Genomic DNA, 22,081 nt, shown 5'->3' with positions numbered 1-22,081 from the left:
TTGTTTTATCTGGCGCGTGGGAAATATCACCAGTCCAGCACGATTCTGCTGCTGAAACTGCGCTGCTCGCCGGTTACCGGGTCGATAAACCGTACACCCTGGGCCAGCAACTTGAGCGGGTTGGCGTAGTCATCCACGGCATCCTTGATGACCTCGGGATAAAACGGGTCGTTGCAGATGCTCGCGCCCAGCGCCGTCATATGTACGCGCAGTTGATGCTTCTTGCCGGTCACCGGAAACAGGCCATAGCGCCACAGGTCGCCGTTTTTTTCGCGCACCTGCACCGCCGTTTCCGTGTTGCTTGCACCGGGCCCTTCCTGCATGCGGAAGAACGGTTCGCCCTCCACCAGGCGACTCTTGTGCACCAGCGGGAATGTCAGCGCAGGCAAGGCCGGGGCAATGGCTTCGTAGATTTTATCGATCTGGCGGGTGGGGAACAGTTGCTGATACGCCGAGCGGCTTTGCGGGTTGGCCGAGAACAACACCAGCCCTGCGGTATGGCGATCAATGCGATGCAGCGGCACCAACGACGGGTTATCCAGGCTACGGATCAGGCGGCGCAGTAAAGTCTGCTCGACATATTCGCCGGCGGGCGTCACTGGCAGGAAGTGTGGTTTGTCGGCCACCACCAGATGCTCATCGGCGTACAGGATGGTTTCCTGCACCGGGATCGGTTTTTCATCCGGCACTTCGCGAAAGTAGTGGATGCGCAAGCCTTCCTTGTAGGCCAGATCCACGGCGATGGGCTGGCCGTTGCCATCCAGCACCCGACCACGGGCGATGCGGTCCAGCCATTGCTCGCGGCCGATGGCGCGAAAATGCTCGCACAGGCAATCGAGTACCGTCACCCAGGGGCCAGGCGGCAGGTACAAGGTACTGGCTTGGTTCTGGGCAGCGGAAAAACCGGTATCGGACATGCGTACGCTCAAGGCCTGGAAACAAAGGGGGCATTATCCCCCAGAAGCTCAAGCCCTGACCAATTCGGCCCGCAACACCGGCGAAGCACTGGCAGCCTCGGTGAATTCCTTGAGCCAGCGCAGCACGTCCACCGCCTCCCAGCGGCCAGGGTCGTACAAGGCATACAGCAATCCCTGGTATCCCACCACGTCCAGTTGCTTGTGATAACCGGCGCGCTGAAACAATGCTTCGATTTCGGCAAAGCAGGTATTGAAATGCACTTTGTTGAACGGCGTCTTGCCTTCCGTGACCAGGCCATCGAGCCGCAGTTCATTCACCGCATCGCGCACGACGTCGACAGACATGCGGTTGACGCTGCTTTTCAGTTGTTCGACATTCACCACGGGCGTTCCCTCTCACTCAATCGCTGTACAAACATACAGTAACCGAATAATCAGCAACCTGCCATGGGGATGGCGCTAGATTAGAAAGGCGACCACCTGTTTAGTGTCGAACGGCCAACCCAGTTCCGCCCCGGTATCCACCCGGCGCAGCACCGGAATACTTAGGCCGTAGGCTTCGAACAGTGCTTCGGAATCAGCGATATCCACCAACTCGACCAACAGCCCATGTTCGACCAACGGCATGATTTCATCTTCGGCAAGCTCACACAGATGGCAGCCCAGGGTGCCGAACAACTGGCATTCAGGAGGCATGATGTACAGACCCGATAAGAAACAGGTCCTCATTCTAGGCCGCGGGAAAAACCTCGTCGAGTCATGCCAAAGACCTGATCCAGATCACCATGGCCTATAACTGATTCAGCGATTCTCGCGGCTTTTTTCCTGCAACACCCCGACGGAGATGTCTGTGTTTGCCAACCTGCTGATCATTCTTGCCTCATCCCTGGTCGTCATTGCACTGTTCCGCCGGCTGCAACTGCCGCCGGTGCTCGGCTACCTGTGCGTGGGCCTGGCCGTCGGGCCAACCGCCCTGGACTGGGTCAATGACAGCGAAGACCTGCCAGACCTCGCCGAACTGGGCGTGGTGTTCCTGCTGTTTTCCCTGGGCCTGGAGTTTTCCCTGTCCAAGATGCTCAGCCTGCGCCGGGTGGTGTTTGGCCTCGGCAGCCTGCAAGTGTTGTGCTGCGCCGTGGTGCTGGGCGCCTTGCTGCTGTTGATGGGCATGTCGCCGGTGGCCGCATTGCTGCTGGGGGCAGGGCTCGCGCTGTCATCCACCGCGATTGTGAGCAAGGAGCTGACCAGCCTGGGGGAGATTTTCAGTAGCCATGGGCAAAACGCAATAGGCGTGCTGTTGTTCCAGGACGTGGTCGCGGTGCTGTTGCTGACCCTGGTGCCGGTGTTCGCCGGCAGCAGCGAGCAGGCCTGGTATTGGGCTCTGCCGCTGACCCTGGGCAAGACCGTGGTGCTGTTCCTCGGCCTGCTGCTTGCAAGCCGTTGGCTGCTGCCGCGCCTGTTCCACGAAGTGGCCGCCTCGCATTCGGCGGAGCTGTTCGTACTGCTGGCCCTGGTGATCGTGCTACTCACGGCCTGGCTCACGCACCTGCTGGGCCTGTCGCCGGCCCTCGGCGCGTTCCTGGCGGGCATGCTGCTGGGGGAAAGCCATTACCGGCACCAGATCGAAGCGGATATCCGACCGTTTCGCGACATTCTCCTGGGGCTGTTCTTTGTCAGTATCGGCATGCTGATCGACTTGCAGCTGTTCATCAGCCACAGCCTGCAGATCCTCGGGCTGACCCTGGCGCTGATGTTGATCAAGGGCTGCATCGTCGCCGCGCTGGTCAAGCTGCGCGGCAGCGACAGCGAAACCGCCTGGCGCAGTGGCCTGGCGCTGGCCCAGGGCGGCGAGTTCTGCTTTGCGCTGATGGCGCAGATGCAATTGAGCAATATGCTGCCCGGCGAAATCAGCAGCCTGCTACTGGCAGCGACGTTCTGCTCCATGCTGCTCACGCCCCTGCTGCTGCGGGCCGCGCCCGCGATCGCGCTGCGCCTGCATCGCAAACCCAACCAGCAAGTGCAACTGGAGGCCATCACCGCGCTCAATGCCGAGCTACGCGGGCATGTGGTGATCTGCGGCTATGGCCGGGTCGGTCAATCCATCGGGCGTTTCCTGCGCCGTGAACAACAAGCGTTCATTGCCCTGGACGATGACCCCGAGCGCGTGCAGGAAGCCGCCACCGAGGACAGCAGCGTGCATTATGGTGATTGCCGGCGCGGTGCCCTGCTCAGCGCCGTCGGCCTGGAGCGCGCGCGCCTGGTGGTGATTGCCGTGGACAATAGCGACGTGGCCCTGGCGGTGCTCAAGGAAGCACGGCGGATCAACCATAAAGTGCCGATCCTGGTGCGCACCCGCGACGACAGCCAGCTGACTGAACTGAAAGCCGCCGGGGCCAGTGAAGTGGTGCCCGAGCTACTGGAGTCAAGCCTGATGCTCGCCTCGCACGCGATGATCATGCTCGGCCTGCCCGACCAGCAGGTGCGCGACCGGGTCGACGAAGTGCGGCGCAACCGCTACCGCTTGCTCCACGGTTTCTACCAGCACACCGACGACAACCGTGCAGCCCCGATCAATCCTGACTGACGGCGCCAATCTTATGGATCGACAAGTCCGCGCCGTAGTACTCCTCTTCCTGGCTCAAGCGCAGGCCGCAGATGCGCTTGAGCACGCCGTACACCAGCAACCCGCCAGCCAGGGCCACCACCACTCCCAGGGCGGTGCCGATCAACTGGCTGATCAGGCTTACGCCGCCCAACCCACCCAAGGCGCTCTGGCCGAAAATCCCGCAGGCAATCCCGCCCCACACGCCACACAGGCCATGCAGCGGCCAGACACCCAGCACATCATCGATCTTCCACCGGTCCTGGGCCGCGATAAAGCACCAGACGAACAAGCCGCCAGCCACCACACCGGTAACCAGCGCGCCCACCGGATGCATCAGGTCGGAGCCCGCGCAGATCGCCACCAGCCCGGCCAACGGGCCGTTGTGCAGGAAGCCCGGGTCATTACGCCCGATCACCAGTGCCGCCACGGTGCCGCCCACCATGGCCATCAGCGAATTGACCGCCACCAACCCGCTCACCCCGGACAAGGTCTGCGCGCTCATGACGTTGAAACCGAACCAGCCGACGATCAATATCCACGAACCCAGCGCCAGGAACGGGATGCTCGAAGGCGCGAACGCCACCAGGCGCCCATCGCGATAGCGGCCCTGGCGTGGGCCCAGCAGCAACACCGCTGCCAGCGCCAGCCAACCACCCATGGCGTGCACCACCACGGAACCGGCAAAGTCGTGGAACGTCGCACCAAAGGTCGCCAGCAACCAGGCTTGCAGGCCGAAGTTGCCATTCCACACCATGCCCTCGAAAAACGGGTAGATGAACGCCACGATCAACGCCGTGGCGCACAGCTGTGGAACAAAGCGCGCCCGCTCGGCAATCCCCCCGGAGATGATCGCCGGGATGGCCGCTGCGAAGGTCAGCAGGAAGAAGAACTTCACCAGGCCGTAGCCATGGTCGGCACTGAGCACCGCGGCCGGCTGCATAAAGCTGACCCCATAAGAGATCCAATAGCCTATAAAGAAATAGGCCAGGGTCGAGACCGCAAAGTCACTGAGGATTTTCGACAACGCGTTGACCTGGTTCTTCTGCCGTACCGTCCCGACTTCCAGGAACGCGAAGCCGGCATGCATCGCCAGGACCATCACCGCGCCGATCAGAATAAACAGCGTATTGGAGCTGTGGACCAAGGTGTCCACCGCGCTTTGCACATTTTCCATGGGGATTGGCAGGCCTGCAGTTGAGGAAAAAGCACCAAAGCAGTTCATCGCCCAACGATCGCGCACTAAATTGGCACTGCGTGCTCTACCCTTCTACAGAGGATATGAACCGCTTTGGCGCGACGACTGTTGAAGACAGCAATGACTTGCGGGTTTTTCCACGGGTTTTAGTGATTTAGGGTAAGGTTTTTCAAGGCTTTGGCCGAAACCGCCCACATTGCGCGCAAACCTTTGGGCTGGCGCACCATGGCAAAGCAAAAGCTGTACCAGACAATTGCAGTGAACCTTCAGCAATGCCGGCGACTCTCAAGCAAAACCCCGCTCAAGCACCAGACAGCCACTCACGGAGATAACCATGGCCAGAAAAACGGCGAAGACTGCTCAAGAAATACTGATGGAAGATTTCCAGACCCTGGTCAGCGACACCGAAAAGCTGCTGGATGACACCGCGATTCTGGCCGGTGACCAGGCTGATGAACTGCGCTCGAAGATCCACGACAGCCTGCTGCAGGCCCGGGAAACCCTGAAATTGACCGAAGATTCCCTGCGCGAACGCGGCAAGGCGGCGGTCACCGCCACCGAAGATTATGTACAGGCCAACCCTTGGCAATCCGTTGGCATCGCTGCCGGCGTGGGCTTTCTGATCGGCCTGCTGGCTACAAGGCGCTAATCATGTCTATCGGCGAAACCGGCTCGTCCACGGGCCCAAGTTCCTCATCGCGGCGCCTCGGCGCGGCTGTCCTGGGCTTGCTGCACAGCCATGTCGAGCTGTTCGGCATCGAGTTGCAGGAACAGAAGGCACGCACCGTCAGCCTGCTGCTGTTTGCCGGACTGGCACTGGTGTTCGCCCTGTTGCTGCTGGTGGGGTTGTCGGCGCTGGTCATGATCCTGGTCTGGGATACCTATCGCCTGACCGGGATCATCAGCCTATGCGTGTTTTACGTACTCGCCGCAGCGTTCTGCGGGTTGCGCTTGAAGGCCGCGGTGTTCGATGAATCCACGCCTTTCCACGCCACCCTCGAAGAGTTGGCCAACGACCGGGAGCGCCTGCTGCCATGAGCCTGACTGAACTGCCGCAAACCAATTCCCGGCGGGAAATGCGCAAGGCCTTGATCCGCCTGCGCATGGAAATGCACCGCCAGGAAATTCGCCACGAGTCCCAGCAATTGCTGCTGCCCTTGCAAAAGGTGCGCAACCTGGGCCAAAGCTGGCAGGACGGGTTCGGGATCAAACATGCGCCGCTGTGGGGCGTCGCCGCTGTGACCCTGCTGGGATTCTTCACCGGCAAAGGCGCCAAGGGTGGCAGCATCGGCACCATGACCCGCCTGGTAAGGCTCGGTGCGGGGCTGATTCCCTTGATCAAGCTCGCGATGCAGGGTGCCTCCCGCAAGTCCTGAGACAATTGGCTGCATTCTTGCAAACGGATCAGGCCCGGTTCCCTCCCTACAGGTACCGGGCTTTTTTCATGCCGAAGCACCCTAAGGAGGCTCTGTGATTGACGGGCAACCGCTCGCCTGTTTCCAACCATTTATCGACACCGCCACCGGGCGCATTGCCGGGGTGGAAGCACTGGGCCGCCTGCGCCAGGCAGATGGCCAACTGCACTCGGTCGGCCCACTGTTCGCCGATGCCCGCACGCCCACTTCGGCGCTGCGGCGCCTGGATCGCAAGATCCGCGACAACGCCCTGAGCCGCCTGCATGAAGCGCCTGAAGACTGGTTCCTGAGCCTCAATATCTCGCCACGCTGGATCACCCTGCTGCGACCGGGTCAAGCCCTGCCCAGCCTGAAACAGCTACACGCCCATGACGTCGATCCAAAGCGCATCGTGTTTGAGATCACTGAACTGGGAGGCGACAGCCAGCGCCTGGCCGAGGTCGTCGCCCGCTACCGCGAGGCGGGAGCGCGGATTGCCATTGATGACTTTGGTGCCGGGTATTCCCAACTGGATCGGGTCCTTGCCCTGCGCCCGGATATCCTCAAGCTGGATATGCGCCTGTTCCAGGCAGCGGCCCTCGGCGGACCCAGCGGTGAGGTGGTGCGCGCCCTGGCGCAAATGGCGGAAAAAACCGGATGCTGGATCATTGCCGAAGGCGTGGAAACCGAAGCGCAACTGCGCTTTGCCCTTGAATGTGGCGCACGGTATGTCCAGGGCTACCTGTTTGCCCAGGCGCAACTGGAGTGGTTCGCCGCCGACGCATTCGTCCCGCGTTTCGCCGTGCTGCGCCAGGCTTACGTGCAGCACAAACTGGCCGAGCGCGGGCGAATCATGCTGCTGCGCCAGCAACTGATCGAACTGATGCAGATCCTGCAAGGCTGGGCGCTGGCCCAGGAGCCTCTCAGTCAATTGCCCTGGCTGCCGGGCTTTCCCCGGCTGCTGCGGTTTTATCAGTGCGATCGCCACGGCACCCAACTGACCCCCAACTTCGAGTGGCGCCAGGATGCCTGGCAAGCCGACAGCCACTACCTGGGCCACAACTGGTCATGGCGCCCTTACTTCTATCACCTGCTGGCCGAAGGCTGGGAGGAACGCCGTTTGATTCTGTCCAGTACCTACCGCGATGCCACGACCAATCAATACTGCCTGACAGCAGGACAATTCTTCGATAACGGTCAGCGCCTGCTGTTAATCGATATTGACGCCGCCGGCCTGTAGTTTTTCGCTTGCTCCAGGCCCGCCGAACCGGGAAGCTGGGGGTCGACATTCATCCCACGGAGAGCCCTCGCCTTGGATTGGCCTACCCTGCTTACCCGCGAACGCCTTGGAAAACCGCTGCACAGCCCAGAAGAGCTGGGCCGCAGCCCGTTTCACAAAGACCATGACCGGATCATCTTCTCCGGGGCCTTTAGGCGCCTGGGCCGCAAGACCCAGGTCCATCCGGTGACCAGCAACGATCATATCCACACCCGGCTGACCCATTCGCTGGAAGTCAGTTGCGTGGGGCGCTCCCTGGGCATGCGCGTGGGCGAAACCATTCGCAGCGCCCTGCCTGACTGGTGCGACCCCAGCGACCTGGGCATGGTGGTGCAATCGGCCTGCCTGGCCCATGACATCGGCAACCCGCCGTTCGGCCATTCCGGCGAAGATGCGATCCGCCACTGGTTCCAGCAGGCAGCCGGCCGTGGCTGGCTGGACGACATGAGCAGCGCCGAGCGCAATGACTTCCTCAATTTCGAAGGCAACGCGCAAGGGTTCCGCGTGCTGACGCAATTGGAATATCACCAGTTCGACGGCGGTACGCGCCTGACCTACGCCACCCTGGGCACCTACCTCAAATACCCATGGACCGCCCGCCACGCCGACTCCCTGGGCTACAAGAAACACAAGTTCGGCTGCTACCAGAGCGAATTGCCGATCCTTGAACAGATCGCCCAGAAACTCGGCCTGCCGCAACTCGAGGAACAACGCTGGGCACGCCACCCACTGGTGTACCTGATGGAGGCCGCCGACGACATCTGCTACGCCTTGATCGACCTGGAAGACGGCCTGGAGATGGACTTGCTGGAGTACGCCGAGGTCGAGTCGCTGCTGCTGAACCTGGTGGGCGATGACCTGCCGGAAACCTACCGGCAACTGGGGCCCCAGGACTCCAGGCGACGCAAACTCGCGATCCTGCGGGGCAAGGCCATCGAGCACCTGACCAACGCCGCCGCGCGGGCGTTCGTCGAGCAACAGCAGGCGCTGCTGGCCGGGACCTTGCAAGGCGACCTGGTGGAACATATGCATGGCCCGGCCAAACGTTGTGTACTGAATGCCAAGGACATGGCACGCAAGAAAATCTTCCAGGACAAGCGCAAGACCCTGCATGAGATCGGCGCCTACACCACCCTGGAGATCCTGCTGAACACCTTCTGCGGCGCTGCCCTGGAACAGCATGGCGGCCGTACTCCATCCTTCAAGAATCGACGCGTCCTGGATTTGCTGGGCAACAGCGCACCCCATCCTGACTGGCCGCTGCATCGCTCATTCCTGCGCATGATCGACTTCATCGCCGGCATGACCGATAGCTACGCCAGTGAGATGGCCCGGGAAATGACCGGGCGTTCCTACCCTCAATGACCCATGGCCCAGGCAGGTTTTCCTGCCTGGGCGCTTGCCTCGAAGAATCGACCTACGCAAGCACCAGAGCAGCCTGATCGAATTTGCCCCAACACCCGATGAATAATCACCCCTCTCTTATCCACCCCAGCGCTCAGCTCCTACATTCACGCAAACCCAAGATAGCCCGACGTCTTGCTCACAGGGCAAACAGACACAGGCACTGGCTGGCATCTTTGCGCCTACAGCTACTTCCACGGAACTTCCTATGCCCGAACGACAATTGCGCATCCTGCTGGTGGAAGATCACCCGTTTCAACTCCTGGCCATTCAGTGCCTGCTCAAGAGTTTCGGCTACGACCAACTGACACCCGCCGCAAATGCCGAGCAGGCAATCAAGTTGATGCGTACAACCGAGGTCCCCTTCGACGTGATGTTATGTGATCAATGCCTGCCCGACCTCACCGGGTTGGAGCTGGTGGAGATAGCCAGCCATGCAGGCTTTGTCAAAAGTGCTGTATTGCTAAGTGGCCTGCCCGCCCTCGAACTGGAATATTTGAAAACCCTGGCAATACAACGTGACTTGCGTCTGCTTGGATATTTGGCTAAGCCCTTGAACAAAGAAGCCTGGATCGAATTGATCAACCAATCAGCGCTAGCCCACGACTAACGAGTCCCCATCTGGCATTTACCCCCAAATCACCCGGCAAAGCTGAAGTACCCTACTGCATCAACATACCGAGAGCTGCCAAAGTAACTTTTCAAAATTTAACGTAGGACATTAAACGCATTCACAAATGAAATATCGCCCCCATCCCTCTTACAAATAACACTGCACAGCTTTCAAACCTTTCACCTAGGAAACTCTTACAACACGGCCAACAAAGCCTTAGCGCGTTGTAGTCCAATACCTTTTTTATGGTAGGAATTTTCCTGTTTTATATCTGCTCAGCCTTCCCTTCATGCTCCTACCCTACCTTCTGAGCTAATGTGCGCGCTTATTTGCACTAGTATGGAATTGGCTCATGAATACAGTCTTTATTATTGACGACCACCCGGTTATTCGACTTGCAATCCGAATGTTGCTGGAACATGAAGGTTACAAAGTTGTCGGCGAAACAGATAACGGTTGTGATGCAATACAAATGGTCCGCGAATGTCTGCCAGACCTCATCATACTTGATATCAGCATCCCCAAGCTCGACGGACTGGAGGTTCTCTGCAGGTTCAATGCAATGAGTACTCCAATGAAAACGTTGATTCTGACCGCCCAGTCCCCGACACTTTTTGCCACACGCTGCATGCGTTCAGGAGCCGATGGTTATGTCTGCAAAGAAGGTGATCTGAGTGAACTACTAAGTGCCATCAGGGCTGTACTTTCAGGTTACAACTATTTCCCAAGTCAAGCATTGAACACCACCGGCGCCGAACTCGGCGAAAATGAAGAACTGAATCTTTTCAAGTCAGTCAATGACCGAGAACTTATGGTCTTACAACTTTTTGCACAAGGCCGTACAAACAAGGAGATTGCCAAAGGTATGTTCCTCAGCAATAAAACGGTCAGCACTTATAAAAAACGACTAATGCAAAAACTCAAGGCCAAGTCCTTGGTAGAACTTATCGAGATGGCAAAACGCAACGCGTTAGTGTGAGAAACAGGATGCCAAGGCGTTTAAAGGACTATCTAATCATTTTGAGTGCCGGGCTGTGCTTGAGTACAGCCGTGTCAGCCACTCAAACCGCTCCAGAACGCTACTCATTGCTGAGTCGTGCCGGTACCGTTCAGTTGGACACCCAACTGAACCCCACGCAGCGCCAATGGCTACAAAACAAACGTGAGTTGGTGCTGGGAACCTCGACACCCGACTACCCACCCTTCGACATAACCGCCAGCGGCCACGATTACGAAGGTATTACTGCCGACTACGCGGGGATCCTGGCCAAAGCCCTGGCATTGCCCGTCACGGTGTTGCGCTACCCCTCGCGGGAGGCGGCCATCCAGGCGCTGGAAGACGGGAAAATCGACTTGCTGGGCAGCGCCAACGGATTTGAAGCGAGCAACGCCGACATTGTCCTGTCAACGCCCTACGCGGTCGACCAGCCGGTACTGGTCACCCGTGACGCAGAAACCCGCCCGCTCAATGACGGGCTGGCGGGCATGCGCTTGAGCCTTGTCTACCACTACCTGCCGCTAAAGGACGTCGAAGCGCTGTACCCGAATGCGATCATCCAGGTCTATCCGTCTTATTTGAATGCGCTGAACGCCGTGGCCTTCGACCAGGCCGACGTGTTCCTCGGCGATACTATTTCCACCCATTACATGATCAACAAGGGCTACCTGAAGAACATCCGCATGGCCACTTTCGGCAAGCACGAAGCCTACGGCTTCAGCTTTGCCGTACACCGCAACCAGCAAACCCTGCTGGGCATCGTCGATGCGGTCCTGGCAGGCGTAGGGACCTACGAGCGGGAAAACATCGCCAAACGCTGGAGTGCGGGTAGCGATATCCTGTTGACCGACCACAAGCTGCAGTTGAGCCAACGTGAAGAGCGCTGGCTTAAGGACCACCCGGTGGTAAAAGTGGTCATCAACGGAACCCTCGCGCCACTGACGTTCATCGATTCCGACGGCCAGTTGCGTGGCATGACCGCTGACCTGCTGGAGTTGATACGGCTACGCACGGGCTTGCACCTGGAGTTCCAGAACACCCGTAACGTCAACCAAATGATCGAGCAGGTCGAAAACGGCAACGCCGATATTATTGCCGCCATCAGTCCCAGCCGCGAACGCGAAGCCAAGCTCGACTTCAGCCGTCCCTACCTGCAGAACTCCTACGTTCTACTGACACGCAAGGAGCCTGGAGCGCCCTCGACTCTTGAGCAACTAGCGGGAAAAAAACTCGCGATCACCGAAGGCAACCCCTTGGTGGACTATCTGCGCCGGGAGTATTCGCAGATCACCCTGGTGGAGGCCAGCGATACCTTCAAGGCCTCGGAAATGCTGGCCCAGGGGCATGTGGATGGGGCCGTCAACTCATTGGTTATTGCCAACTACTTCCTCTCATCTCATTTCTTCCAGGGCCAATTGCAGATCAGTTCGAGTATCGGTACACAACTGGCCTCGTTCTCCCTGGCCACCTCACGCAGCGCCACCGAACTGGCCTCGATCCTCGACAAAGCACTGCTGAGCATCGCGCCGGATGAACTTGGGGTGATCAACAACCGCTGGCGTGGCTACACAGCCGCGTCCGACAGCTACTGGCGCAACTACCACCGCTTGATTATCCAGATCATCAGCGCCGCCGGGCTGCTGCTGTTTACATCCCTGGCTTGGAACGGCTATATGCGCCGGCAAATCAAGCACCGGCAGATGGCAGAGCGGGCCCTGAGCGATCAATACGAGTTCATGCGTGCCCTGGTCAATGAAACCCCGCACCCGATCTACGTGCGCGATCGCAACGGTTTGCTGCAGACCTGCAATGACAGTTACCTGCAGGTCTTCGGCGTCAAGCGCGAGGAGGTCATCGGCAAGAGTGTCATGCAGAGCAGCCTGGCCAGCGAGGCGCAAGCCAACCAGTATCATGCCGACTATCTGCGGGTGGTGGCCGAAGGCAAGCCGCTGATCGTTGACCGCCCGCTGCATATTCGCGGGCAACACCTGACGATCTACCACTGGATCCTGCCTTACCGTAACTCCGTTGGTGAGGTCCAGGGCATCATCGGCGGCTGGATCGACATCAGCGAACGTCGCCAATTGTTCGATGACCTGCGCGCAGCCAAGGACCGCGCCGATGAGGCCAATCGCGCGAAAAGCACGTTCCTGGCAACCATGAGCCATGAGATCCGCACCCCCATGAACGCGGTGATCGGCATGCTGGAGTTGACCCTCAAGCGTGCCGACCACGGGCACCTGGACCGCCCGGCCATCGAGGTGGCCTACAACTCGGCCAAGGACTTGCTGGAGTTGATTGGCGATATTCTCGACATCGCGCGCATCGAGTCGGGCCGCCTGAGCCTGGCGCCGGAGCGCGTCAACCTGCGCGAACTGATCGAGTCGGTAGTGCGGGTGTTCGATGGCCTGGCACGCCAGAAGAATCTCAACCTGCTGTTGGCGTTCAATCCCGGCGTCGACGAGCGTGACGTGCAGATCGATCCGCTGCGCTTCAAGCAGATCCTCTCCAACCTGGTGAGCAACGCCATCAAGTTCACCGAACAGGGCGAGGTGAAGATCAAGGTGGATATCCAGGCCACCGGGCAGCCGCAGCAAATCCAGATGAAACTGGTGGTCGAGGACACCGGCATCGGTATCAGCCGCGACGACCAGCAACGCCTGTTCGAACCTTTTTCCCAGGCCGACAATTCCGGGCACCTGGCCAGGAGCGGCGCGGGTCTTGGACTGGTGATCTGTCGCAGCCTGTGCGAGATGATGGGCGGGCAACTGGCCTTGAGCAGCGTGCCCAGTGTCGGCACCCAGGTATTTGTCTCGCTGCAGATGACCAGCCTGGCACCTGCCTACCCGCTGATCGAGCTCAAGCCTGCGCCCCAGGATGCGGCGGCAATCCTGAATGTGCTGGTGGTGGACGACCATCCGGCCAACCGCCTGCTCATGTGCCAGCAACTGGGCTTCCTCGGGCACCGGTTCACCGCGGTCCAGCACGGCGCGGCGGGGTTCCAGGCCTGGCGCCAGGAACACTTCGACCTGATCATCGCCGACTGCAACATGCCGGTCATGAACGGCTATGAACTGGCCCGTGCGATCCGTGAACATGAACAACGGGAAAACATGACGCCCTGCATCATCCTGGGCTTCACCGCCAATGCCCAGCCGGAGGAAAAACAGCGCTGCCGGGATGCGGGGATGAGTGACTGCCTGTTCAAGCCCATCAGCCTTACGACACTGGAGCGCCACCTGGCCGAGATCACCCCGCTGGCGCCAGCGCGGATCTTCGATCTCGATAGCCTGAACGCCCTGACTGGCGGAGATCCGTTGTTAAGCCGGCGCCTGCTGGAAGAACTGTTGAGCAGCAGCCGTCGTGATCGCGAGGAACTGATGGCATTGCTCGCACAAGGCGCTCACCAGGACCTGATCGACCAGGCCCATAAGATCAAGGGCGCCGCCAGGATCGTCCAGGCCCGCACGCTGGCCGAGCAATGCGAGATGCTGGAGCAGGCTGGCGAGGACGCGGATCGGGCCCAACTGGCCATCTGGGTCAAGGCCATCGAAAACGCCATGTTCGATCTTGAGCAAGTGCTGCAAGAACAACTGGATTCCCTCACCCTGTAGGAGCCGGTTTGCCGGCGATGGTCGCTAACGAAGACGTGGGGCACCTGAGACCCCCACGCCATCGCAGGCAAGCCAGCTCCCACAGGCAATGCAGCTCATTCAGCAGGCAGTCAACCGCAGAAAAATTGCCGCCAGCCGCTCAATGCCCGCCTGATCCTCAGGCCTGAAACGCGCCAGCTTCGGACTGTCCAGGTCCAGCACCCCAATCAACCTCCCATCCTTGACCAAGGGCACCACCAACTCGCTGTTGGAAGCACTGTCACAGGCAATATGCCCAGCAAACGCATGTACATCCTCCACCCGCTGGGTTTGCCGCGAAGCCGCCGCCGCACCACACACCCCTCGACCAAACGGAATCCGTACACACGCGATCTGCCCCTGGAAAGGCCCGAGGACTAGTTCCTCATCACGGTTGAGATAAAAGCCCGCCCAGTTCAAGTCATCGAGTTGGTTGAACAGGAACGCCGAAAACTGCGCCGCGTTGGCGATAAAGTCACGCTCATCGGCCAGCAGCGATTCCAGTTGCGCACAAAGCATGGCGTAGCCATCAAGGCCGCTGCCCGCCTTCTGTAAATCGATCATGGCTGGCGCTCCAGCAATTTAAGGCCCACCCAGTACCGGGCGAATTGGTAGGCGCACCGGCCGTTGCGATTGCCGCGACCCGTGGCCCAGCGCACAGCAAGGATGTCGAGGGCTTCATCGCGCTGCCACTGCAAACCCGCCTTGTTCGCCAGCTCGCCGATCCAGTGCTCCACCACGTCCAGGAAGTGTTCCTGGGTGAACGGGTAGAACGACAACCACAGGCCAAAACGGTCGGACAAGGCGATCTTGTCTTCCACCGCCTCACTGGGATGCAACTCACCATCCACACGTTTCCAGTTGTCGTTGTCGCTCTGGTTTTCCGGCACCAGGTGACGACGGTTGGAGGTCGCGTACAGCAACACGTTTTCCGGGGCCTGCTCCAGCGAGCCGTCGAGCACGCTCTTGAGCACACGGTAGTCGCCTTCGCCAGCCTCGAACGAGAGGTCATCGCAGAACAGGATAAAACGCTGCGGCAGCTTGAGCAGTTGCTCGACCACACGCGGCAGATCGGCCAGGTGGTCACGCTCGATTTCGATCAGGCGCAAGCCGGCCTTGGCATGCTGGGCCAGCAAGGCGCGGACCATCGACGATTTGCCCGTGCCACGCGACCCCCAGAGCAACGCATGGTTGGCGGGCAGGCCGTCGAGAAACTGCTGGGTATTGCGCGCCAATTGCTCGCGCTGTTTGTCGACACCGATCAGGTCGGACAGGCGCATATCCAGGCTGACTTCCAGGGGCAGCAAAAAGCCGCTGCGCCCCTCGCGCTGCCAGCGGGCCGCCAGGCAGTGGTTCCAGTCAACCGCCACGCGAGGTGCGGGCAACAGGGGTTCCAGACGAGCAAGCACCGCATCGGCCCGCTCAAGAAAGGCATTCAATCGAGAATCCATGACTATTCCTGTGGCAAGTTCTTGAAAAAGATGGCGTATTGGCAACCCTGACGCAGTTGCCAGACGGCTGCACCTTAAAAAACGATTCATACCGGGCAAGGCTGGCGCTGAGGATGTTCAGCTATGCTTGCCGGGCGAAGGGAAACGTGAAGTGGCTCAGCACCCAATGGATATCAAGTTCGCCCACCGCTTGTCTTATAAACAAGCCAGACTGACTGTGCTGGTTGGTTTCGTGTTGGGAACCTTACTCAGCCTGATCCAAATCGGCATTGATTATGCCAGCGAAGACGCGTCCATCAACCGTGAAATACACGCGCTGCTTGAAATCAGTCACAACCCCGCCTCACGTATTGCCTACAACATCGACGCCGAACTGGCCCAGGAGTTGACCCTGGGCCTGCTGCACTCCCCCGCCATCACGCGGGCACAGTTGGTCGACAACAATGGCCTGGTGCTGGCTGACGTTGATCGGCCCCGCAAGGAGAGCAGCTACCGTCCTATCAGCGACTTTTTGTTCGGCGCCAACCGCCAGTTCGAAGACCGCCTGTACCTCACCCATATGCCCGGCGAATCCCTCGGCGTGTTACGCCTTGACGTCGACACCTACGCATTCGGCAGCCGATTCCTACGTCGAGCAGAGATCACCCTACTCAATGGCTTTGCCCGTAGCCTGATCCTGACCGGCATCCTCCTGGGCCTGTTCTACGTGATGCTGACCCAGCCCCTGGTGCGGATCATCCGTGAGTTGAGCACCCGCAGCCCCGGCAGCGCGCCCCTGGCTCGCCTGGATTGCCCGCCGGGGCACGAACACGATGAGATCGGCGTGCTGGTCAACGTCGCCAACCAACAGTTCGAGAACATGGAAACCGAAATCCAGCAGCGGCGCCACGCCGAGGACCGCCTGACCGAGTACCTTGGCCAGTTGGAAGACATTGTTTCGGCGCGTACCACCGAACTCAAGGCGATCAACCACCGGCTAAGCCAATCCAACGAAGAGCTGGAGGCCTCGAAAATCAACGCCCTGGGCATGGCCCAGGCGCGCGCGGCGTTCCTTGCCAACATGAGCCATGAAATCCGCACCCCGCTCAATGGGCTGCTTGGCATGATCGCGCTGTCTCTGGACAGCGCGCTGAACGCCGAGCAGCGCCAACAATTGTCGATCGCCCATGACTCCGGCAAGGTTTTGGTAGAACTGCTCAACGATATTCTCGACCTGTCCAAGTTTGACGCCGGGCAACTGGAACTCGAAAGCATCCCCTTCGACCTCGGCTCCCTGGTGGAAGACACCGCCAACCTGTTGTCGCAGAACGCTGCGCCCAGCGTGGAGTTGACCTGCCTGATCGATCCGCAGTTTCCTGCCCAGGTCGTGGGTGATCCGACGCGGGTCCGGCAGATTGTCAGTAACCTGCTGTCCAATGCCTTGAAGTTCACCCGGTTCGGGCGCGTCGATGTGCGCCTCAGTGCGCAACCCGACGGCGTGCGCATCGAAGTGTGCGACACCGGCATCGGCATTGCGCAGGAAGCCCAGGCGCGGATCTTCAAACCCTTCACCCAGGCGGGCGCCGGCATTACCCGCCAGTTTGGCGGGACCGGCCTGGGGTTGGCGCTGACCCACAATCTTTGCGAAGCCATGCGCGGTCGGCTGACCATCAGTTCGGAAACCGGCTTCGGCAGCCAGTTCTGCGCCGAACTGCCACTCCCCGCCCACACCCCGGCGACACGACTGGCGCCGTTGAGCGGCGAAGTCGCGGTGATTACCGGGGCCAGCAGCGGGCTGGCAGAACTGCTGCACACCCTGTTGCCGCACTGGGGGCTGACGCCGCACTGCTACACCATCGACGATGACTTGACGGGCCTGGCACCGGACATCCTGATCACCGACTGCCCCGAATGCCTGTTCCGCCTGCGGCCGACCGTCAGCGCTCCGATCCTGCTGGTCACCGCCTACGGCAATTTCATGCCCAGCGAAGAAGTGGCCGCCCTGGCACCGCTGCAACAGCAGGCGCGCCCGCTGAGTCGCACGGCGCTGTATCAGGTCTTGCACCGTACCCTGCGCGCCGACAGCGAAATCGTCCTCGACCTGGCCCAATTGGAGACCAGCCCGGTTGCCCATCGGGCGCGTATCCTCTTGGTGGAGGACAACCCGGTCAATCAACTGGTGGCCAAGGGCATGCTCGGCAAGCTGGGCTGCGAGGTGGTGGTCGCGGCCCATGGCGGCGAGGCGCTGAAGCAGCTGGAAGAACAACGTTTCGATATGGTGCTGATGGACTGCAACATGCCGGTCATGGATGGCTACGAGGCGAGCCGGCAGATTCGCCGCAGCGGGCGCTGGCCGCAGCTGCCGATCGTCGCGCTGACCGCCAATGCCCTGGCCGAGGAACGCGAACGGTGCCGGGCCGCCGGCATGAACGACTACCTGGCCAAACCCTTTCGCCGCGAAGAACTCAACGCCCTACTCGACCTCTGGGTGCCGACTACGACAAATCTGTGATCTGCCGGAGCAACTGGTCCAGGCCATGGCGCAGGGTATCTGCCTGGCTCAGGTCCACGCCGCTGTCGCACAACAGGCGAGCCTTCAGCGGCTGGACGCGCTCACGCAGCGCTTGGCCCGCTTCGGCAAGGCTCAAGTGCACTTCACGCTCATCATGGGTACTGCGCCGGCGCGTGATCAACGTCAGTTGCTCCAGGCGTTTGAGCAGCGGCGTCAGCGTCCCGGAATCGAGCAACAGCCGTTCCCCCAGCGCCTTGACCGTCGGCTGCGGCGGGGCAGCGGCATGCCACTCCCACAACACCAACATCACCAGATATTGCGGATACGTCAGGCCCAACTGGTCGAGCATTGGCTTATAGGCTCGTGTCACCGCCCGGGAGGCGGCGTACAGCTTGAAGCACAGCTGGTCATCCAGGGCCAGGGATACGGCAGGCAAGTCAGTCATTTGAGCAGCGCTTCGATCTCTTGGGTCAATTCCTGGGGTTTGGTGGTCGGGGCAAAACGCTGGACCACCTGGCCGTCGCGGCCGATCAAGAACTTGGTGAAGTTCCACTTGATGCCCTTGGAACCCAGCAGGCCCGGCGCGCGCTGTTTGAGTTGCACAAACAGCGGATGGGCCTCGCCCCCGTTGACATCGACCTTCTTGAACAGGGGGAAACTGACGCCGAAATTCAGCTCGCAAAACTCGGAAATAGCCCCCTCGTCACCCGGCTCCTGCTTGCCGAACTGGTTGCACGGAAAGCCCAGCACCACCAGGCCCTGGTCCTTGTACTGCTGCCAGAGCTGCTCCAGGCCTTTGTACTGTGGAGTGAAGCCGCACTTGCTGGCGGTGTTGACCACCAGGATCGCCTTGCCGGCGAAATCCGCCAGGGTCTTTTGCTCGCCCTTGATGGTGGTGCAAGGGATGGACAGCAGGTTATCGCTCATGAGATCGCCTCGGACACAAAGAAGAACATGAAACATAGTGTACGATTAAATTGCATGCAATTTAATTGACCAGACTAATGACTCGACATCACCCCGCAGGAACCGGCTTGCCGGCCCCTACGAGGGGCATGGTGTCAGCGTGGAACCAGGTCCAGGCACACCGAGTTGATGCAATAGCGCAGGCCTGTAGGCGGCGGGCCATCAGGGAACACATGGCCCAAATGCGCATCGCACTTGGCACAGGTCACTTCCGTACGGATCATCCCGTGGCTCACATCCCGAATCTCAATCATCGCGCTATCAGCAATCGGCTCATAAAAACTGGGCCAGCCACAACCGGCATCGAACTTGGTCTTCGAGTCGAACAGCGGCTCATTGCAACAAATGCAGTGATACACGCCATCGGTCGTAGTGGCGTTGTACTTGCCAGAAAACGGCCGCTCGGTGCCCTTGAGACGGCACACCTGATACTGCGCCGGGTCGAGCATTTCCCGCCATTCATCCAGGGTTTTATCCAACTTTTCCATCAATGCACCTCGACAACTGAAAAAGCCTGATCTGTGTCTTTTCCATGGATCAGGCGGCACGTATGATTGCGCCTCTTCAAAGCGCCAGTCTGGCACCCGCGTTATCGGCATTCAAACGTATTTATGGGTCAGGCCACACGCAGGATTCCCAGCACGGTAGTCTTCACATCGTCTGGATCGTTCATTTTCGGGATCACATCGCCATGCAGGTCAGCAAATCGAACAAGCTCGCCAACGTCTGCTACGACATTCGCGGCCCAGTGCTCAAGCACGCCAAGCGCCTGGAAGAGGAAGGCCATCGCATCCTCAAGCTGAACATTGGCAACCCGGCGCCCTTTGGTTTCGAAGCACCGGACGAAATCCTCCAGGACGTGATCCGCAACCTGCCCACCGCCCAGGGCTACAGCGACTCCAAGGGGTTGTTCAGCGCGCGCAAGGCAGTCATGCAGTACTACCAGCAAAAGCAGGTAGAAGGGGTTGGTATTGAAGATATCTACCTGGGCAATGGTGTCTCCGAGCTGATCGTGATGGCCATGCAGGCCTTGCTCAACAACGGCGACGAAGTGCTGGTGCCGGCGCCTGACTACCCGCTGTGGACCGCTGCCGTGACCCTGGCCGGTGGCCATCCGGTGCATTACCTGTGTGACGAGCAAGCCAACTGGTGGCCGGACCTGGCCGATATCAAGGCCAAGATCACGCCCAACACCAAGGCGCTGGTGATCATCAACCCGAACAACCCGACGGGCGCGGTGTACTCCAAGGAAGTGCTGCTGGGCATGCTCGAACTGGCGCGCCAGCACAACCTGGTGGTGTTCTCCGACGAGATCTACGACAAGATCCTCTACGACGACGCCGTGCACATCTGCACCGCCTCCCTGGCCCCGGACCTGCTATGCCTGACCTTCAACGGCCTGTCCAAGTCCTACCGGGTCGCGGGCTTCCGTTCCGGCTGGGTCGCCATCTCCGGGCCCAAGCACAATGCCCAGAGCTACATCGAAGGCATCGACATGCTGGCCAATATGCGCCTGTGTGCCAACGTGCCGAGCCAGCACGCGATCCAGACCGCCCTGGGCGGCTACCAGAGCATCAACGACCTGGTGCTGCCCGCCGGCCGCCTGCTGGAGCAGCGCAACCGCACCTGGGAGCTGCTCAACGATATTCCCGGCGTCAGTTGCGTCAAACCCATGGGCGCCTTGTATGCGTTCCCGCGGATCGACCCGAAAGTCTGCCCGATCCACAACGACGAGAAGTTCGTCCTCGACCTGTTGCTCTCGGAAAAGCTGCTGGTGGTCCAGGGTACGGCGTTCAACTGGCCGTGGCCTGATCACTTCCGCGTGGTGACCTTGCCCCGTGTGGATGACCTGGACATGGCCATCGGCCGCATCGGCAACTTCCTGAAGTCCTATCGCCAGTGACCTCGCTTTCGCTGTACGACCCACAAGAGGTCGTACAGCGAGTATCTGGCAACACATCTACGCGCCACACTGGCAGAAACACCCGTTGGCTTCACTCTCGTCCCTTTTATCCTGCACTTTCCAGTAATCACGGGGCCCAACGGCTTACGGAGGGGAATTTCCATGGGCATAAAGCCTCGGAAAATCCCTGCAAGGTTCTACGTTCGCGCTGTAGGACACAGTTTGAAATAGTCGCCCGGTTGAATAGCCCACTGCCGCACCTTATATACCCCGCAGTACGCGACATATTAAGCATGAGGAGAATTCTACAACCATGATGCGCATCCTGCTGTTCTTGGCCACTAACCTGGCGGTCGTGCTGATTGCCAGCATCACCCTGAGCCTTTTCGGCTTCAACGGGTTCATGGCGGCCAACGGGGTTGATCTGAACCTCAATCAGCTGCTGGTTTTCTGTGCCGTCTTTGGTTTTGCCGGCTCGATCTTCTCGCTGTTCATCTCCAAGTGGATGGCGAAGATGAGCACCAGCACCCAGATCATCACCCAGCCGCGCACCCGGCATGAGCAATGGCTGCTGCAAACCGTCGAGCAACTGTCCCGCGAAGCCGGGATCAAGATGCCTGAAGTCGGGATCTTCCCGGCCTACGAGGCCAACGCCTTTGCCACTGGCTGGAACAAGAACGATGCTCTTGTTGCCGTCAGCCAGGGTTTGCTCGAGCGTTTCTCGCCCGACGAAGTGAAGGCCGTGCTGGCCCACGAGATCGGCCACGTAGCCAACGGTGACATGGTTACCCTGGCACTGGTGCAGGGCGTGGTGAACACCTTTGTGATGTTCTTTGCGCGGATCATCGGCAACTTTGTCGACAAGGTGATCTTCAAGAACGAAGGCGGCCAGGGTATCGCCTACTACGTGGCGACCATCTTTGCCGAACTGGTACTGGGCTTCCTCGCCAGCTCCATCGTGATGTGGTTCTCGCGCAAACGCGAGTTCCGCGCCGACGAAGCCGGTGCCCAACTGGCCGGTACTGCCGCGATGATCGGTGCCCTGCAACGCCTGCGCTCCGAACAGGGCCTGCCAGTGCACATGCCTGACACCCTGAATGCCTTCGGCATCAACGGTGGCGTCAAGCAAGGCCTGGCGCGGATGTTCATGAGCCACCCGCCACTGGAAGAGCGGATCGACGCACTGCGTCGTCGCGGCTGACAGCCAAAGGGTAGAAAAAGGGGCGACTGAATCGCC

At 60.0% G+C, this 22,081-nt stretch carries 21 protein-coding genes; 12 read left to right on the top strand and 9 right to left on the bottom strand.

Annotated elements, in window-relative coordinates:
- Window positions 1–26: 26 nt before the first annotated feature.
- From HBO19_RS06200 to HBO19_RS06190, 3 genes are all read right to left on the bottom strand, one after another.
- Complete coding sequence (locus HBO19_RS06200; protein WP_169952597.1) at window positions 27–917, bottom strand: pseudouridine synthase; 891 nt, start codon at window positions 915–917, stop codon at window positions 27–29.
- Window positions 918–965: 48 nt separating this feature from the next.
- Window positions 966–1,301, bottom strand: a complete 336-nt coding sequence (locus tag HBO19_RS06195) for a transcriptional regulator (protein ID WP_169952600.1) — start codon at window positions 1,299–1,301, stop codon at window positions 966–968.
- 75 nt (window positions 1,302–1,376) lie between these two features.
- Window positions 1,377–1,613: a glutaredoxin family protein gene (locus HBO19_RS06190; RefSeq protein ID WP_170057066.1), complete on the bottom strand. Its 237-nt coding sequence runs from the start codon at window positions 1,611–1,613 to the stop codon at window positions 1,377–1,379.
- A gap of 154 nt (window positions 1,614–1,767) precedes the next feature.
- On the opposite strand from HBO19_RS06190, the gene HBO19_RS06185 reads away from it, so the two are divergent.
- Window positions 1,768–3,498: a monovalent cation:proton antiporter-2 (CPA2) family protein gene (locus HBO19_RS06185; RefSeq protein WP_170057065.1), complete on the top strand. Its 1,731-nt coding sequence runs from the start codon at window positions 1,768–1,770 to the stop codon at window positions 3,496–3,498.
- On the opposite strand, the gene HBO19_RS06180 is transcribed toward HBO19_RS06185, so the two are convergent.
- The gene (locus HBO19_RS06180) at window positions 3,485–4,693 is read right to left on the bottom strand and encodes an ammonium transporter (RefSeq protein WP_169952608.1); all 1,209 of its coding nucleotides are present in this window, start codon (window positions 4,691–4,693) and stop codon (window positions 3,485–3,487) included. The genes HBO19_RS06185 and HBO19_RS06180 overlap by 14 nt on opposite strands.
- Before the next feature lie 355 nt (window positions 4,694–5,048).
- Between HBO19_RS06180 and HBO19_RS06175 the strand changes: the two genes are divergently transcribed.
- From HBO19_RS06175 to HBO19_RS06140, 8 genes are all read left to right on the top strand, one after another.
- On the top strand, window positions 5,049–5,363 hold the full coding sequence (locus HBO19_RS06175; protein ID WP_029298079.1) for a YqjD family protein: 315 nt from the start codon (window positions 5,049–5,051) through the stop codon (window positions 5,361–5,363).
- 2 nt (window positions 5,364–5,365) lie between these two features.
- Window positions 5,366–5,752, top strand: a complete 387-nt coding sequence (locus HBO19_RS06170) for a phage holin family protein (RefSeq protein WP_169952610.1) — start codon at window positions 5,366–5,368, stop codon at window positions 5,750–5,752.
- Window positions 5,749–6,090, top strand: coding sequence for a hypothetical protein (locus HBO19_RS06165; protein WP_170042825.1), 342 nt, complete (start codon window positions 5,749–5,751; stop codon window positions 6,088–6,090). Before HBO19_RS06170 ends, HBO19_RS06165 begins: the two co-directional genes overlap by 4 nt.
- A gap of 94 nt (window positions 6,091–6,184) precedes the next feature.
- Window positions 6,185–7,348: an EAL domain-containing protein gene (locus tag HBO19_RS06160; RefSeq protein WP_169952614.1), complete on the top strand. Its 1,164-nt coding sequence runs from the start codon at window positions 6,185–6,187 to the stop codon at window positions 7,346–7,348.
- Window positions 7,349–7,420: 72 nt separating this feature from the next.
- Window positions 7,421–8,752, top strand: a complete 1,332-nt coding sequence (locus HBO19_RS06155) for a deoxyguanosinetriphosphate triphosphohydrolase (protein WP_169952616.1) — start codon at window positions 7,421–7,423, stop codon at window positions 8,750–8,752.
- A gap of 247 nt (window positions 8,753–8,999) precedes the next feature.
- Window positions 9,000–9,401, top strand: coding sequence for a response regulator (locus HBO19_RS06150; RefSeq protein WP_169952618.1), 402 nt, complete (start codon window positions 9,000–9,002; stop codon window positions 9,399–9,401).
- A gap of 355 nt (window positions 9,402–9,756) precedes the next feature.
- Window positions 9,757–10,383 carry a response regulator transcription factor gene (locus HBO19_RS06145; RefSeq protein ID WP_169952620.1) on the top strand — a complete coding sequence of 209 codons (627 nt, stop codon included), beginning with the start codon at window positions 9,757–9,759 and terminating at the stop codon, window positions 10,381–10,383.
- A gap of 8 nt (window positions 10,384–10,391) precedes the next feature.
- Window positions 10,392–14,015, top strand: a complete 3,624-nt coding sequence (locus HBO19_RS06140; RefSeq protein WP_170057064.1) for a transporter substrate-binding domain-containing protein — start codon at window positions 10,392–10,394, stop codon at window positions 14,013–14,015.
- 99 nt (window positions 14,016–14,114) lie between these two features.
- Here the strand turns inward: HBO19_RS06140 and HBO19_RS06135 are convergent, their stop codons facing one another.
- Window positions 14,115–14,597 carry a GAF domain-containing protein gene (locus tag HBO19_RS06135; RefSeq protein ID WP_169952624.1) on the bottom strand — a complete coding sequence of 161 codons (483 nt, stop codon included), beginning with the start codon at window positions 14,595–14,597 and terminating at the stop codon, window positions 14,115–14,117.
- On the bottom strand, window positions 14,594–15,484 hold the full coding sequence (locus tag HBO19_RS06130) for an ATP-binding protein (protein WP_170057063.1): 891 nt from the start codon (window positions 15,482–15,484) through the stop codon (window positions 14,594–14,596). The genes HBO19_RS06135 and HBO19_RS06130 overlap by 4 nt, the downstream gene beginning before the upstream one ends.
- Before the next feature lie 166 nt (window positions 15,485–15,650).
- Between HBO19_RS06130 and HBO19_RS06125 the strand changes: the two genes are divergently transcribed.
- On the top strand, window positions 15,651–17,975 hold the full coding sequence (locus HBO19_RS06125) for a response regulator (protein ID WP_169952863.1): 2,325 nt from the start codon (window positions 15,651–15,653) through the stop codon (window positions 17,973–17,975).
- Here the strand turns inward: HBO19_RS06125 and HBO19_RS06120 are convergent.
- The 3 genes from HBO19_RS06120 to msrB all read right to left on the bottom strand — a co-directional run bounded on the left by HBO19_RS06120 (window position 17,959) and on the right by msrB (window position 19,429).
- Window positions 17,959–18,420, bottom strand: coding sequence for a MarR family transcriptional regulator (locus tag HBO19_RS06120; protein ID WP_169952628.1), 462 nt, complete (start codon window positions 18,418–18,420; stop codon window positions 17,959–17,961). The genes HBO19_RS06125 and HBO19_RS06120 overlap by 17 nt on opposite strands.
- Window positions 18,417–18,902 carry a glutathione peroxidase gene (locus tag HBO19_RS06115; RefSeq protein ID WP_169952630.1) on the bottom strand — a complete coding sequence of 162 codons (486 nt, stop codon included), beginning with the start codon at window positions 18,900–18,902 and terminating at the stop codon, window positions 18,417–18,419. The genes HBO19_RS06120 and HBO19_RS06115 overlap by 4 nt, the downstream gene beginning before the upstream one ends.
- A 134-nt stretch (window positions 18,903–19,036) precedes the next feature.
- Window positions 19,037–19,429 carry a peptide-methionine (R)-S-oxide reductase MsrB gene (msrB, locus tag HBO19_RS06110; RefSeq protein WP_029298046.1) on the bottom strand — a complete coding sequence of 131 codons (393 nt, stop codon included), beginning with the start codon at window positions 19,427–19,429 and terminating at the stop codon, window positions 19,037–19,039.
- Window positions 19,430–19,632: 203 nt separating this feature from the next.
- Between msrB and HBO19_RS06105 the strand changes: the two genes are divergently transcribed.
- Both HBO19_RS06105 and htpX read left to right on the top strand, forming a co-directional pair.
- On the top strand, window positions 19,633–20,844 hold the full coding sequence (locus tag HBO19_RS06105; RefSeq protein ID WP_029298044.1) for a pyridoxal phosphate-dependent aminotransferase: 1,212 nt from the start codon (window positions 19,633–19,635) through the stop codon (window positions 20,842–20,844).
- Window positions 20,845–21,157: 313 nt separating this feature from the next.
- On the top strand, window positions 21,158–22,045 hold the full coding sequence (gene htpX, locus HBO19_RS06100; protein WP_029298042.1) for a protease HtpX: 888 nt from the start codon (window positions 21,158–21,160) through the stop codon (window positions 22,043–22,045).
- Window positions 22,046–22,081: the final 36 nt, after the last annotated feature.

The organism is Pseudomonas sp. WS 5021 (genome assembly GCF_012985535.1).
In the GTDB taxonomy this organism is placed as follows: domain Bacteria; phylum Pseudomonadota; class Gammaproteobacteria; order Pseudomonadales; family Pseudomonadaceae; genus Aquipseudomonas.
The sequence above is the reverse complement of the archived record's forward strand: the minus strand, read 5'-3'. Positions and strand labels throughout refer to the sequence as shown.

Excerpts from the sequence above, each read along its gene's own strand:
- HBO19_RS06120 (WP_169952628.1), bottom strand. The coding sequence starts at position 18,420 with ATGACTGACTTGCCTGCCGTATCCCTGGCCCTGGATGACCAGCTGTGC.
- HBO19_RS06175 (WP_029298079.1), top strand. The coding sequence starts at position 5,049 with ATGGCCAGAAAAACGGCGAAGACTGCTCAAGAAATACTGATGGAAGAT.
- HBO19_RS06165 (WP_170042825.1), top strand. The coding sequence starts at position 5,749 with ATGAGCCTGACTGAACTGCCGCAAACCAATTCCCGGCGGGAAATGCGC.
- HBO19_RS06190 (WP_170057066.1), bottom strand. The coding sequence starts at position 1,613 with ATGCCTCCTGAATGCCAGTTGTTCGGCACCCTGGGCTGCCATCTGTGT.
- HBO19_RS06115 (WP_169952630.1), bottom strand. The coding sequence starts at position 18,902 with ATGAGCGATAACCTGCTGTCCATCCCTTGCACCACCATCAAGGGCGAG.
- HBO19_RS06140 (WP_170057064.1), top strand. The coding sequence starts at position 10,392 with ATGCCAAGGCGTTTAAAGGACTATCTAATCATTTTGAGTGCCGGGCTG.
- HBO19_RS06200 (WP_169952597.1), bottom strand. The coding sequence starts at position 917 with ATGTCCGATACCGGTTTTTCCGCTGCCCAGAACCAAGCCAGTACCTTG.
- HBO19_RS06145 (WP_169952620.1), top strand. The coding sequence starts at position 9,757 with ATGAATACAGTCTTTATTATTGACGACCACCCGGTTATTCGACTTGCA.
- htpX (WP_029298042.1), top strand. The coding sequence starts at position 21,158 with ATGATGCGCATCCTGCTGTTCTTGGCCACTAACCTGGCGGTCGTGCTG.
- msrB (WP_029298046.1), bottom strand. The coding sequence starts at position 19,429 with ATGGAAAAGTTGGATAAAACCCTGGATGAATGGCGGGAAATGCTCGAC.
- HBO19_RS06150 (WP_169952618.1), top strand. The coding sequence starts at position 9,000 with ATGCCCGAACGACAATTGCGCATCCTGCTGGTGGAAGATCACCCGTTT.
- HBO19_RS06180 (WP_169952608.1), bottom strand. The coding sequence starts at position 4,693 with ATGGAAAATGTGCAAAGCGCGGTGGACACCTTGGTCCACAGCTCCAAT.
- HBO19_RS06130 (WP_170057063.1), bottom strand. The coding sequence starts at position 15,484 with ATGGATTCTCGATTGAATGCCTTTCTTGAGCGGGCCGATGCGGTGCTT.
- HBO19_RS06105 (WP_029298044.1), top strand. The coding sequence starts at position 19,633 with ATGCAGGTCAGCAAATCGAACAAGCTCGCCAACGTCTGCTACGACATT.
- HBO19_RS06125 (WP_169952863.1), top strand. The coding sequence starts at position 15,651 with ATGGATATCAAGTTCGCCCACCGCTTGTCTTATAAACAAGCCAGACTG.
- HBO19_RS06170 (WP_169952610.1), top strand. The coding sequence starts at position 5,366 with ATGTCTATCGGCGAAACCGGCTCGTCCACGGGCCCAAGTTCCTCATCG.
- HBO19_RS06135 (WP_169952624.1), bottom strand. The coding sequence starts at position 14,597 with ATGATCGATTTACAGAAGGCGGGCAGCGGCCTTGATGGCTACGCCATG.